This is a genomic window from Paracraurococcus ruber (assembly GCF_004353985.1).
Lineage (GTDB): Bacteria > Pseudomonadota > Alphaproteobacteria > Acetobacterales > Acetobacteraceae > Paracraurococcus > Paracraurococcus ruber.
This window is the reverse complement of sequence record NZ_SMOA01000177.1, coordinates 1-11,950: the sequence shown is the minus strand read 5'-3', so window position 1 is coordinate 11,950 and position 11,950 is coordinate 1. Positions and strand designations below refer to the sequence as shown.

11 protein-coding genes and 1 pseudogene are annotated in these 11,950 nt (G+C 74.4%); 6 read left to right on the top strand and 6 right to left on the bottom strand.

The annotated features are described in order from the left end of the window. The 5 genes from E2C05_RS22755 to E2C05_RS22735 all read left to right on the top strand — a co-directional run. On the top strand, nucleotides 1-724 hold a 724-nt coding region (locus E2C05_RS22755; protein WP_133221938.1), incomplete at its 5' end, for a VWA domain-containing protein. A gap of 244 nt (nucleotides 725-968) precedes the next feature. Beyond that, complete coding sequence (bchO, locus tag E2C05_RS22750) at nucleotides 969-1,853, top strand: alpha/beta fold hydrolase BchO (protein WP_133221937.1); 885 nt, start codon at nucleotides 969-971, stop codon at nucleotides 1,851-1,853. Beyond that, complete coding sequence (locus E2C05_RS22745) at nucleotides 1,850-3,136, top strand: DUF3422 family protein (RefSeq protein ID WP_133221936.1); 1,287 nt, start codon at nucleotides 1,850-1,852, stop codon at nucleotides 3,134-3,136. The genes bchO and E2C05_RS22745 overlap by 4 nt, the downstream gene beginning before the upstream one ends. A gap of 290 nt (nucleotides 3,137-3,426) precedes the next feature. Continuing rightward, a complete protein-coding gene (locus tag E2C05_RS22740) occupies nucleotides 3,427-3,897 on the top strand; it encodes a cupin domain-containing protein (RefSeq protein ID WP_158292306.1) in 471 nt (156 codons plus the stop codon). Between the two features lie 353 nt (nucleotides 3,898-4,250). Further along, the gene (locus E2C05_RS22735; RefSeq protein WP_133221934.1) at nucleotides 4,251-5,672 is read left to right on the top strand and encodes a TIGR03013 family XrtA/PEP-CTERM system glycosyltransferase; all 1,422 of its coding nucleotides are present in this window, start codon (nucleotides 4,251-4,253) and stop codon (nucleotides 5,670-5,672) included. A 180-nt stretch (nucleotides 5,673-5,852) separates the two neighbouring features. On the opposite strand, the gene E2C05_RS22730 is transcribed toward E2C05_RS22735, so the two are convergent. Beyond that, on the bottom strand, nucleotides 5,853-6,623 hold the full coding sequence (locus E2C05_RS22730; protein WP_133221933.1) for an SDR family oxidoreductase: 771 nt from the start codon (nucleotides 6,621-6,623) through the stop codon (nucleotides 5,853-5,855). Further along, a complete protein-coding gene (locus E2C05_RS22725; protein ID WP_240046836.1) occupies nucleotides 6,607-7,263 on the bottom strand; it encodes a TetR/AcrR family transcriptional regulator in 657 nt (218 codons plus the stop codon). The genes E2C05_RS22730 and E2C05_RS22725 overlap by 17 nt, the downstream gene beginning before the upstream one ends. A 117-nt stretch (nucleotides 7,264-7,380) precedes the next feature. Between E2C05_RS22725 and E2C05_RS22720 the strand changes: the two genes are divergently transcribed. Further along, a complete protein-coding gene (locus E2C05_RS22720) occupies nucleotides 7,381-8,778 on the top strand; it encodes an MFS transporter (protein WP_133221932.1) in 1,398 nt (465 codons plus the stop codon). A 156-nt stretch (nucleotides 8,779-8,934) separates the two neighbouring features. On the opposite strand, the gene E2C05_RS22715 is transcribed toward E2C05_RS22720, so the two are convergent. From E2C05_RS22715 to E2C05_RS34280, 4 genes and pseudogenes are all read right to left on the bottom strand, one after another. After that, a complete protein-coding gene (locus tag E2C05_RS22715; protein WP_200306028.1) occupies nucleotides 8,935-9,810 on the bottom strand; it encodes an ABC transporter permease in 876 nt (291 codons plus the stop codon). Between the two features lies 1 nt (nucleotide 9,811). Next, complete coding sequence (locus E2C05_RS22710) at nucleotides 9,812-10,744, bottom strand: ABC transporter permease (protein WP_133221931.1); 933 nt, start codon at nucleotides 10,742-10,744, stop codon at nucleotides 9,812-9,814. A gap of 1 nt (nucleotide 10,745) precedes the next feature. Beyond that, nucleotides 10,746-11,729 (bottom strand): ABC transporter ATP-binding protein, encoded by a 984-nt coding sequence (locus tag E2C05_RS22705; protein ID WP_133221930.1) that lies wholly within the window; start codon nucleotides 11,727-11,729, stop codon nucleotides 10,746-10,748. Continuing rightward, a pseudogene (locus E2C05_RS34280) lies at nucleotides 11,726-11,950 on the bottom strand (hypothetical protein); the annotation flags it as partial. The gene E2C05_RS22705 and the pseudogene E2C05_RS34280, both read right to left, overlap by 4 nt.

Sequence of the window (11,950 nt, the reverse complement as noted above, 5' to 3'; positions counted from 1 at the left end):
CGGCCGGCCGATCGGCAGCCGGGCCGGGGAGCCGCGCGGCGGCGCCCGCCTGGCCCTGGTGGAGACGCTGCGGGCGGCGGCGCCCTGGCAGCGGCTGCGCGGGCGCAGCGGGGCGCGGATCGAGGTCCGGAAGGACGACCTGCGGATCCGCCGCTTCCGCCAGCGCAGCGAGACGGCGACGATCTTCGCGGTGGATGCCTCCGGCTCCGCGGCGCTGCACCGGCTGGCGGAGGCGAAGGGCGCCGTCGAGCTGCTGCTGGCGGATTGCTATGTCCGCCGCGACCGGGTGGCGCTGCTGGCCTTCCGTGGCACGGGCGCGGAGCTGCTGCTGCCGCCGACCAGTTCCCTGGTGCGGGCCCGGCGTTGCCTGGCCGGGCTGCCGGGCGGCGGCGGCACGCCGGTGGCGGCGGCGCTGGATGCCGCCCTGGCCCTGGCCGAGGCGGTGCGGCGGAAGGGCCAGACCCCGCTGCTGGTGGTGCTGACCGATGGCCGCGCCAATGTGGCGCGGGACGGCGCCGGCGGCCGGGCGCGGGCGGAGGCGGAGGCGCTGGAGGCGGCGCGGGCCCTGCGCGCGGCGAAGGTCGCCGCGGTGCTGGTCGATGTCTCGCCGCGCCCGGCCGAGGCCGGCCGCCGCCTGGCGGCAGAGATGGGGGCCAGGTACCTCGCGCTGCCCTATGCCGACGCCGCGACGCTCTCCCGCGCCGTGCGGGCCGAGGCGGCATGAGGCCCGGACCGGGGCGCGCCGGCGACGGGGCCGGCGAGGGATCGGCCGGGGATGTCCCGGCCCGGCCAGCATGCGGGGGCCGCGGAGGCCGGCGGCATCGGCACGGCCAGGGATGCCGGCGAAACGCGGGAGGCCAGGCGGGACGCGTCGCGGCGCGTCGCCGGCAGGCCCCGATGGCGGGGGCCGCGGCCGGGCCCTGGCGCCGGCGGGGGGTGGAGGGGGGCGGGGTCCTCCTCCCTGCCGGATGAACCCGGCCGACCTCCCGCGCGATTGGCCGAACCGCGCCCAGAGCCGCTTCGTCGCGGCGGGCGGGCTGCGCTGGCACGTCCAGGTGGCGGGCGAGGGGCCCGTCCTGCTCCTCCTCCATGGCACCGGCGCCGCCACCCATTCCTGGCGCGGGCTGCTGCCCCTGCTGGCGCGGGACTTCACCGTCGTCGCCCCCGACCTGCCCGGCCATGGCTTCACCGAGCGGCCGCGCGCCGAGGGGCTTTCCCTGCCCGGCATGGCGCGCGGCGTCGCGGCGCTGCTGCGGGCGCTCGACCTCAAGCCCATGCTGGCGGCCGGGCATTCCGCCGGCGCGGCGGTGACCGCCCGGATGACGCTGGACGGCACGATGGCGCCGCGGGCGCTGGTCGGCCTCAACGCCGCGCTGCTGCCCTTCGAGGGGATCGCCGGGCAGCTCTTCTCCCCCATCGCCCGCATGCTGGCCGGGGTGCCGGCGGTGCCCTGGTTCTTCGCCTGGCGGGCCGGCGACCGCGGGCTGGTGGAGCGGCTGCTGCGCGACACCGGCAGCACGGTCGACCCGCAGGGGGTGGAGTTCTACGGCCGGCTGGTGCGCCGGCCCGGGCATGTGGCGGCGGCGCTGGGGATGATGGCGAACTGGGAGCTGCGGCCGCTGCTGCGCGACCTGGCGCGGCTGGCCGTGCCGCTGGTGCTGGTGGTGGGCGGGCATGACCGCACCGTGCCGCCATCCGATGCGCGGCGGCTGAAGCGGCTGCTGCCGGATGTCCGCATCCTGGACCTGCCGGCGCTCGGGCACCTGGCGCATGAGGAACGGCCGGCGGAGGTCGCCGGCATCATCCGGCGCCTGGCGGAGGAGATGGGCGTGATGGCGGCCGAGACGGCATGATCCTGCCCCCGTCCTTCCCGCAGCGGCTGGAGCTGAACGACGAGGTGCATGCGCGCCCGCCCGAGGCGATGGCGGCGCCCATGCGTATCTCCTACCTGGCGCTGCTGCACGACCCGGTGCGGCGCGATGCGTCCTGGGAGGCGGTGGTGGAGCTGGCGCGGCGCAGCGCGGTGACGCCGCCGCTGCCGGGCGCCAGCCATTTCAGCGCCGAGTTCGGCCCCTACCGGCTGAAATGGGAGAGCCATACCGAGTTCCACCGGGTGATGTTCATCGCCCCCGGCGCCGGCGCGGACCCCTTCGCCGAGCCGGCGATCGCCGCGGTGCCGCCGGACTGGGTGGCGGCGCTGCCCGGGCAGCTGATCGTCGCGGCGCATGTCGCGCTGCTGCCGGGGGAGGAGGGGCCGCCCGACCCGGATGCCATCGCCGACCGGCTGTTCGCCGGCAATGTGCTGGCGGGCGGGCTGCTGGCCGGCGGGACCGCCCAGGCCTACACGGATTTCCGCATCCATACCGGCGGCTTCAGCCGGATGCTGGTGATGGATTCCGGCATGTCGCCGCGGCAGGCCGGCCGCTACGTGCAGCGGCTGCTGGAGATCGACACCTACCGGATGATGGCGCTGCTGGCGCTGCCCATGGCGCGGGAGATCGCGCCCTTCCTGACCCGCAGCGAGCAGGCGCTGGCGGAGATCACCAACTCCCTGGTCCAGGCCGGCGAGGCGGACGAGCCGGAGCTGCTGGAGCGGCTGACCGCGCTGGCCGCCGAGGTCGAGCGGCGGGAGGCGGAGTCGCTCTACCGCTTCAGTGCGGCGGATGCCTATTACGAGCTGGTGCAGCGCCGCATCGCCGAGCTGCGCGAGGTGCGGATCGAGGGCGTGCAGACCCTGCGGGAGTTCACCGAGCGGCGGCTGGCGCCGGCGATGAACACCTGCCGGGCGGTGGCGGCGCGGCATGATGCGCTGTCCCGCCGCGTCGCCCGCGCCACCGGCCTGCTCTCCACCCGCGTCGACCTGACGCGGGAGCGGCAGAACCAGGAGGTGCTGGCCTCCATGAACCGCCGGGCGCAGCAGCAACTGAAGCTGCAGCAGACGGTGGAGGGGCTCTCGATCGCCGCCGTGACCTACTACGTGGTCGGGCTGGTCGGCTATGTGGCGAAGGGCATCAAGGCCGGCGGCGGCAAGGTCGACCCGGACCTGGTGACGGGCGTGGCGATCCCGGTGGTGGCGGTGCTCGTCGCGCTTGGCCTGCGGCAGGTGCGGCGGTTCCTGAAGCGGAAGCTGAAATAGCGCCCGTCGCGGCAGGGCCGGCGCGGCGCGCCACGCCGCCCTGACAGCGGGGCCCGCCATGGCCGGCGGGATCGGACGACCGCGCGCGGGCCGGCTTGCCGCGGCGGCGGCACGGGATGGCGCTTCGCCGGTCCGGCCTGGCCCAGGGCTGCCCGGCTTGGCCATCCGACCCGGCGCGCGGCCGCCGGGACGTGTCCAGGCCGGCGTCATCGTCTCCCGGCTGCGATCCGATCCGTGATAGGGCTGGGCGATCCGCCGCCGCGCCGAAGGCGGCCAGGGGAGGAACCAGCATGGCAGGCGGTTCTGCGGGCTTCGTCGTCGCAGCGCATGAAGGCCCGGTCTGGGACATGCAGCAGGGGCGCCCCACCATCTTCAAGCTCCTCGCCGAGCAGACCGGGGGCAGGATCGCGGTGTTCGAGGAGGTGGTCCCGCCCGGCGGCCGCACGGCGCTGCACATCCACCACACCTCGGACGAGGTCATCCACATCGTGTCCGGCGAGTTCACCGTCCGGCTCGGGGCGGCGTCCCACCGCGTCACAGCGGGGGCCTGGGTGTTCATCCCGCGGGGCTCGGTGCATGGCTGGCGCAACAGCGGCAGCGAGGATGGCCGCGCGCATTTCATCTTCACGCCGGCCGACGGCGCCAGGACATTCGAGGACATGCGGCACGAGGGCCGGTACATCCACGAGATCGACGAGGACAGGCGCCAGATGTATTTCGGGCGCCACGGGATGGAACTGGTCAGCCGGGACTGGACCTGACCTCGGGCACGGGGCCGCTTCCCGCCGGCCACCCTGACAGCCCCGGCGGCAGGTCCCGCCCCCGCCGCAGGGGCCGAGGAGGCGTTGGCGGCCCGCGTCCCTGCCGCGGCCGCGCCGATCGCCGCGCCAAGCCCGGAGCCGCAGGCACGCCCGGGCGGACAGCCTGGCTGCCGGGGCGCCGATGGCGCAGGCTGCCGGCGCGCGGCGCCTGGCTGTGACCCCGATCCGCGGGCCGCGGCGGCGCCCCAGTTTCGCAACCGTGACATGAAGCGGGACCGCGCAAGATCGCCCATTAAGGGATCGGTCATCGGAACCGTCGAAACCTGCGGGTTCCCGGCCAGGACAGCCCCTGCATGACCACCGACGCCCTGATTGCGCCGCCGGCCCGGCAGAGCGCCGCGCGCGGCGCGCAATTGGATGCCGCGACCCTGCTTTTCGCATTGGACCTGATGGCGGCCATGGCCTGGCTGCTGCAGGCGCTGGCGGTCCTGCCGGCGGAGGCGCGGCCCGACCCGGCGCATCTGCTGGCCTATCCGGCGCTCTGGCTGCTGTTCCTCTATGCCCTCGGCTTCTACCGGCGGGATGCCCTGCTGGAGACGCGGCGGATGCTGGGGCGGCTGCCGCTGGCGGCAGCGCTGAGCACGGCGGTGGCGGCCTCGGCCAGCCTGCTGCCGCTGCCGGGGGAACCCGGCCATGTCCCGGTGCTGGTCGGCAATGCGCTGCTGGGCCTGACGCTGGCCGGGGCGCTGGCCCGCATCGCCCTGGCCGGGCTGCGCGGCGCCGGCGTCTGCAAGCGGCGGGTGCTGGTCATCGGCGCCGGGCGGCGCGCCTGGGACCTGGCGCTGCTGCTGCGGCGGGAAGGCCGCGCCGGCGCCTATGACTTCGCCTTCGCGCATCATCCGGCGATGGGGGAGGTGGATCCGCGCCTGACGGCCGATACCGCCGCCCCGGTGCTCCCCGCCTCCTCCGACTTCCTCGCCCTCGCCCGCGGGTTCGGCGCCGACCAGGTGGTGGTGGCGCCGGATGAGCGGCGCGGCCTCGACATGCGGGCGCTGCTGGATTGCCGCATCGCCGGCTACCCGGTGGTGGACTACCTGAGCGTGCTGGAGCGCGAGATCGGCCGCGTGGACCTGAAGCGGCTGGAGCTGGGCTGGCTGCTATTTGCCCAGGGCTTCGATGCCGGCGCGCTGGACCGGGCGGCGAAGCGGGTGGTGGATGTGGTGGTCAGCCTGGCGGTGCTGCTGCTGACCGGGCCCTTCCTGGCCGCGGCGGCGCTGGCGGTGAAGCTGCAGGATGGCGGCCCGGCGCTGTACCGGCAGAACCGGGTGACGCAGGGCGGCCGCGTCTTCAGCATCATGAAGCTGCGGACGATGCGGATCGACGCGGAGAAGAAGGGCGCCACCTGGGCGCAGCAGGGCGACCCGCGGGTGACCGCCACCGGCCGCTTCCTGCGCCGCACCCGGCTGGACGAACTGCCGCAGCTGATCAACGTGCTGCGCGGCGACATGTCCTTCGTCGGCCCGCGGCCGGAGCGGCCGGAATTCACCCGCGAGCTGGCGGCGCAGCTTCCCCTGTACGAGGAGCGGCACCGGGTCCGCGCCGGGCTGACCGGCTGGGCGCAGGTGAACTACCCCTATGGCGCGTCGCTGGACGATGCCCGGTCGAAGCTGAGCTACGACCTGTACTACGTGAAGAATTTCAGCGTGCTGCTCGACCTGCGGATCATCCTGCAGACGCTGCGCGTGGTGCTCTGGCCCGGCAGCGGGGTTCGGTAGGACCCGCGGCGCGGGGCGGCAGGCCGGCCCGCGCCGATCGCGTCATGCGCGCCAGACGCCTCGCATCCTCGCCACTGTCAGAAAGGGCCGGGACGCAGGGTCAAGCTCCGCGCGTCGCGGCGCCGGCTGAAGGCTGGCGCGCCGGCATCGCGGCATCGGGCCCGCGCGCCGTCCCCGCGATCACCACCTCTCGACCCAGGGCCGCAGCACGATCTCGAAGGCCCAGGTCGACCGGTGCTGGCGGTGCAGCTGCAGGTAGATCTCCGCGATGCGGTCCGGATCGGCCATGTTGTCGTCGACGGTCGGTCCTGCCCGGCGGTGGGCGCGGGTGCCGTCGTCCTGGGCCAGGCCGACCGCGGCGTCGATCGGGACATTCGCCACATGGATGCCCTGCGGCATCAGTTCCCGCGCCATGCTCTGGGCGAGCCCGGACTTGGCATGGCATGCCATCGCAAAGGCGCCGCTCGCCGGGAAGCCCTTGAGGGCCGCGCTGGCATTCGTGAAGATGATCGAACCCCGCACGCCATCGTCCTTCGGCTCGCTCTCCAGCATGGCGCGGGCGGCCTGCCGTCCGACCAGGAATGCGCTGAAGGCCGCGTTCCGGATGGTTTCGAAGGCGAGGTCCGGATCGGCGTCGACGATCCGCTTGCCGAAGATGCCGGGAACCCGGCCATCGATGTTGTGGACGACGAGCGTGGGGGTACCGACGTCGCGGACGACGGTGGAGAACAGCTGCTCCACGGCCACGGGGTCGCTGGCGTCGCAGCCGAAGCGGCGCACGCCGTGCGCCCGTTCCAGGTCATGCAGCACCGGCTTGTCCAAGCTCCGGGCGGCGATGGCGACCGCCATGCCGTTCGTTGCGAAGAGCCGCGCACAGCTCGCGCTGATGCCGGGGCCGCCGCCGACGATCAGGGCGACCTCCCGCCGCTCTCGCCTATCGCTCGGCGCCATGTCTCGTGCTCCCTCGTGAGGCGGTGGCAGCGGCCTCGTCGCCCGAGGCCAGCGCGGTCCGGGCCGCGGCCAGGATGCGGTCCGACAGCGCGGGATCGTCGACGGCGCGCGCCAGGGTCAGCGCGCCGACCATGGTCGCCGCGGCCGCAAGGGCGGCGTCCTCCGACGATCGGCCCGCCGGCAGCAGCCCGGCGATCCGCCCGACCATCGCCCGCACGGCGCCCGTGAAGCCGCGCCGAAGCGCCATGGCGTGGCGTGGCATCTCGCTCCCGAGCGCCGCGACCACGCAGCCATCGCCGCGGCGGTCCCGGTGGTCAGCGGTGAGGTAGCGGGCGACATAGTCCTCCAGGGACCTCGCGTCGCCGAGGCGCGCCGCACTCGTCGTCAAGGCGTGTTGCAGGGCCGCCTCCGCCAGCCGCTCCTTGGAGCCGAACTGGCTGTACAGGCTGCCATGGGTGAGGCCGGCGGCCTCGGCCAGGGCATCGACGCCGACGCCGGAGACGCCCTGCTCGCGGAACAGCCGGGCGGCCCCGGCGAGGATGCGCTCGCGGTTCTCGGCGGCCTTCGCCTTGGTGACCTTCATGCCCCTGCCATCGTCAGCATCCGTGCGCAGCTTGACATCATTAATGGCTGGCGCCATGAAAAGTCAATCCTGGCGGCCGCCATCAAAAACCGGCCGTGCGCGGAGGAGACCCGAGATGCGCATGTCCACCATGCCGCGCGCGACCGCGCGGGACAGCAGCGGCAGGGAGGGGGCATGAGGGCCCCCGCGAGTCCGGGTCAGGTCCTGGCGATCGTCTGCGCCGGGATCGTGCTGGCCAACCTCGACCTGTTCATCGTCAACGTGGCGCTGCCGGATATCGCCCGGGATTTCGGCGACGCGAATCTCGGCGACCTGTCCTGGATCCTGAACGGCTACGCGATCGTCTATGCGGCGCTGCTGGTGCTGTGCGGCCGGCTGGCCGAACGCTACCCGCGCAACCTCAGCTTCCTCGCCGGCATCGCCCTGTTCACCATCGCCTCGGCCGCCTGCGCGCTGGCGAACAGCGTCTGGACCCTGGTCGCATTCCGCCTCCTGCAGGCGGCCGGCGCGGCCCTGCTGACGCCCACCTCCCTCGGCCTCATCCTGGCGACCTTCCCGGCGGAGCGCCGCGGCGGCGCGGTCCGCACCTGGGCCGCCATCGGCGGGTTCGCCGCCGCCCTGGGCCCCCTGGTGGGCGGGCTGCTCGTCACGATCAGCTGGCGCTGGATCTTCCTGGTCAACGTCCCGATCGGCGTCCTCGCGCTGGTTGTCGGGGCGATGCGGCTGCCGCGCATCCCCGGCCATGACGTCCCGGTGCCGAGCACCTGGGCGGCCGCGCTGATCACCATCGGCATCAGCGCGCTGGCATTCGGGATCGTGAAGGTGAACGACTGGGGATGGAGCTCGGTCGGGGTGTCGCTGAGCTTCGCGGTGGCGGCGGCGACGCTGGCGCTGTTCGTCGCGCATTGCCGGAGCGCCGACGCGCCCTTCATCGATCCGGCGCTCTTCCGGATCCGGGACTTCACCCGGGCGACGCTGACGATGGCGCCGTTCTCGACCGCCTTCGGCGGCTTCCTGCTCTCGCTCGTGCTCTGGCAGGAAGGCGTCTGGCACTGGCCCGCCGAGAAGATCGGCCTGGCGATCGCGCCCGGCCCCTTCATGGTCCCCGTCACATCCCTGCTGCTGTCCGGCCCGCTGATCCGCCGGTTCGGCCCGACGCGCGTCGTGGCGGCAGGCCTCGCCGTCTTCGCGGCCGGCGTGGTCGTGTGGGCACTCGCCGCCGGGCCGCAGGCGGACCTCGCCTTCGCCATGCTGTGCGTCATCCCCTCGGGCATCGGCGTCGGGCTCACGCTGCCGACGCTCATGGGCCTCGGAACCTCGGCCCTGCCGGTATCGTCCTTTGCCACCGGGTCGGGCGTGATCAACATGGTGCGCCAGATCGGCTTCGCGGTCGGCGTCGCCATCTTCGTGGCGATCGTCGCCGCGCCCGGCGCGGCCGAGGCACCGGTCGCGGCGTTCCGCCTGGCCTGGTGGGTGATGGCCGCGATCACCGTGGTCGGGCTGATCCCGCTTGCGGTCATCTCGCAGAGAGGGGGCACCGTCACGGCGGCAGGGCCGCGTCGGTCGGCCTAGGCCAGGGTCGGATCCACCCGTTTGCCGGCCCGGGGCCGCCAGCCGAAGCGGCCGGCGCGCCCGGGCGACCGCCGCCTTGGGGCGAATGCACTGGTTCGCGCCGGCCGCCAAACATCCGGCGCGTCGCATCGGCCCGCCCCGCCGGGCCGCCGCGGATCAGTCCAGCGACGGGTCCAGCCGGTCGCGCAGCCAGTCGCCGAGCGCCGAGACCGACAGCGTGGTCAGCACGATCACCGCCGCCGGCGAGAGCAGGATCCAGGGCGCGCGCGAGAGGTATTCCCGCCCATACCCCACCATGCTGCCGAGCGAGGTCGCCGGCGGCTGCACGCCGAGGCCGAGGAAGGACAGCCCGCTCTCCAGCAGGATGATCTCCGGGAAGGCGAGCGTCATGGAGACGATGAGGGTGGAGGCGATGTTCGGCAGCACATGCCGCAGCTGCACCCGCCAGGCCGATGCGCCGAGCTGCCGCACCGCCGCCGCATAGCCCTGCGCGCCGGCGCTGATGGCGAGGCCGCGGGCGATGCGCGCATAGCGCTCCCAGGCATGCAGGCCGAGCAGGCAGACGAAGAGCGTGAGGGAGTTGCCGAAGAAGGCCAGCACCGCCAGCGCCAGGATCAGGAAGGGCAGGCTGGCGGAGAAATCCACCAGCGCCAGCACCGCCTGCTCCACCAGCCCGCGGAACTGCGCCGCCAGCAGGCCGAGCGTGGTGCCGACGACGGCGCCGATGAGCGTGGCGCCGAAGGCGATCAGCAGGCTCATCCGGATGGAATGGATCAGCCGGGACAGCACGTCCCGCCCCAGCTCATCCGTGCCCAGCCAATGCGCCGTGGTGCCGCCGAAGCCGATGGGCGGGGACAGGCGGTTGCGCAGGTCGAGCGCGGTATAGGCATAGGGGCTGACCACATTCGCCAGCAGCGCCACGCCGAGCATGAGGCCGAGCCAGCCGACGGCGAAGAGGACGAGCGGCGGCAGGCCCTGGCGCCGCGCCCGCGGCGGCGCCAGCATGATGGGGGAGGGCGGCGCTTCCGGCATCTCAGCGCACCCCCTTCGGCGCGGCGCGCAGCCGCGGGTCCAGCGCGCCGTAGAGCAGGTCCACCAGGACATTCGCCGTGACCATGGTGGCCGCCACCAGCAGCAGGATCGCCTGCACCACCGCCAGGTCGCGGTTGGCCACGGCGACCACCAGCAGCCGCCCGACGCCGGGCCAGGAGAAGACGCTTTCCACCACCACCGCGCCGGCGATCAGGCTGCCGACCATGAAGCCGATGATGGTCACGGTCGGGATGGCGGCATTCGGCAGGGCATGGCGGGAGACCACGGCGCGCCAGGGCACGCCCTTGGCCGAGGCGGTGCGGATATAGGGCTGGCCCAGCACTTCCAGCATGGCGCTGCGGGTGAAGCGCGCCAGCGCCGCCGCGCCGCCGATGCCCAGCGTGACCACCGGCAGGATGGCGTGCCGCCAGCCCTCCTGCCCGCCGGAGGGCAGCCAGCCGAGCTGCACCGCGAAGACCAGCACCAGCAGCAGGCCAAGCACGAAGGACGGCATGGTGAAGCCGGCCACCGCCAGCAGCATCACCGCGCGGTCGATGGCGCTGTTCCGGTGCAGCGCCGCGGTCACGCCCGCCGGGATGCCGAGGCCGAGCTTGATCAGCAGCGCCGGCAGCGTCAGCGCCAGGGTGGCCGGGATGCGTTCCACCACCAGGTCCAGCGCCGGCCTGCCGTCGCGCATCGACCGGCCGAGATCGCCCTCGAGGATCGCCAGGAAGTAGCGCAGGTATTGCACCCAGAGCGGCTGGTCGAGGCCCCAGGAGGCGCGGAAGGCCGCCACGGCCTCGGGCGGCGCTTCCGAGCCCATGATGATCTGCGCCGGGTCGCCCGACAGGCGCAGCACGACGAAGGCGAAGGTGACCACCATGCCGATGGTCAGCAGGGCGCGGAGGAGGCGGGAGGCGAGGAAGCGCAGCATGTCAGGCCGCCTTCGGCAGGGTCGCGTCGCCCTGCGCCAGATGGCAGGCGACCAGGCGGCCATCGCCCGGGCGGGGCTTCAGCGCCGGCGCCTCCCGCGCGCAGAGCGCGACGGCCATGGGACAGCGCGGATGGAAGGCGCAGCCGGCGGGACGGTCGGCCGGGTTGGGCGGGTCGCCCGGCAGCAGGATGCGCGCCTGCCTTCGGCCGGGATGCGGAATGGCCGAGACCAGCGCCCGCGCATAGGGGTGCGCCGGGTCCTGCAGCACCGCGTCCGGCTTCCCTGCCTCGACGATGCGGCCGAGATACATGACCGCGACGCGGTGGCTGACCTGCCGCACCGCCCGCAGGTCGTGGCTGATGAACAGCATCGCCATGCCGTGCCGCGCCTGCAGCTCCGTCAGCAGGTTCATCACCTGCGCCTGGATGGAGACGTCGAGGGCGCTGATCGGCTCGTCGCAGACCAGCAGCGCCGGCGCGGTCGCCAGGGCGCGCGCCAGCACCGCGCGCTGCCGCTGGCCGCCGGAGAGCTCATGCGGGTAGCGCGCCGCCTGGTCGGGCCGCAGCCCGACATCGCGCAGCAATTCCGCGACGCGGTCGCGGCTACCCGGCAGGCCATGGATGGCCAGCGGCTCCGCCACCTGCGCGCCGATGGGCAGGCGGCGGTCCAGCGCGCCCAGCGGGTCCTGGAACACCATCTGCATGCGCGCGCGCAGCGCCCGCCATGCCGGCGTGCCGGGGGGCGGCATCGGCCGTCCCTCCCAGGCCACGCCGCCCCCATCCGACGGTTCGAGGCCGAGCACCAGGCGGCCGGTGGTGGATTTGCCGCAGCCGCTCTCCCCCACCAGGCCCAGGGTGCGGCCGCGGTGCAGCGAGAGCGACACCCCATCCACCGCCCGGACCTCGACCGGCCGGCCGAGCAGCCCGCGGCGCATCCCGTAGCGGCGGAGGAGGCCGCGCGCCTCCAGCAGCGGCGCCTCGCTCATGCCGGCAGGCCCGAGCCCCGGCGGAATTCGGCCCGGGCGTGGTCCAGCGCCCAGCCGCCAGGCCAGCCCGGCGCGCGATCGACCCGGTGTCCGTCGGCGTCCCGGTCCGGCATCGCCCCGGCCGCCACCCGCAGGCAGGCGGCGCGGTGCGCCGGCCCGATCCGCGCGGCGTCCGGCACCGCGGCCTCGCAGGCGGGGCCGCGCCGCGGGCAGCGCGGCGC

Coding starts and splice junctions, on each gene's coding strand:
- bchO (WP_133221937.1), top strand. CDS start 969: ATGAACCCGGCCGACCTCCCGCGCGATTGGCCGAACCGCGCCCAGAGC.
- E2C05_RS22745 (WP_133221936.1), top strand. CDS start 1,850: ATGATCCTGCCCCCGTCCTTCCCGCAGCGGCTGGAGCTGAACGACGAG.
- E2C05_RS22740 (WP_158292306.1), top strand. CDS start 3,427: ATGGCAGGCGGTTCTGCGGGCTTCGTCGTCGCAGCGCATGAAGGCCCG.
- E2C05_RS22735 (WP_133221934.1), top strand. CDS start 4,251: ATGACCACCGACGCCCTGATTGCGCCGCCGGCCCGGCAGAGCGCCGCG.
- E2C05_RS22730 (WP_133221933.1), bottom strand. CDS start 6,623: ATGGCGCCGAGCGATAGGCGAGAGCGGCGGGAGGTCGCCCTGATCGTC.
- E2C05_RS22725 (WP_240046836.1), bottom strand. CDS start 7,263: ATGGCGCCAGCCATTAATGATGTCAAGCTGCGCACGGATGCTGACGAT.
- E2C05_RS22720 (WP_133221932.1), top strand. CDS start 7,381: ATGAGGGCCCCCGCGAGTCCGGGTCAGGTCCTGGCGATCGTCTGCGCC.
- E2C05_RS22715 (WP_200306028.1), bottom strand. CDS start 9,810: ATGCCGGAAGCGCCGCCCTCCCCCATCATGCTGGCGCCGCCGCGGGCG.
- E2C05_RS22710 (WP_133221931.1), bottom strand. CDS start 10,744: ATGCTGCGCTTCCTCGCCTCCCGCCTCCTCCGCGCCCTGCTGACCATC.
- E2C05_RS22705 (WP_133221930.1), bottom strand. CDS start 11,729: ATGAGCGAGGCGCCGCTGCTGGAGGCGCGCGGCCTCCTCCGCCGCTAC.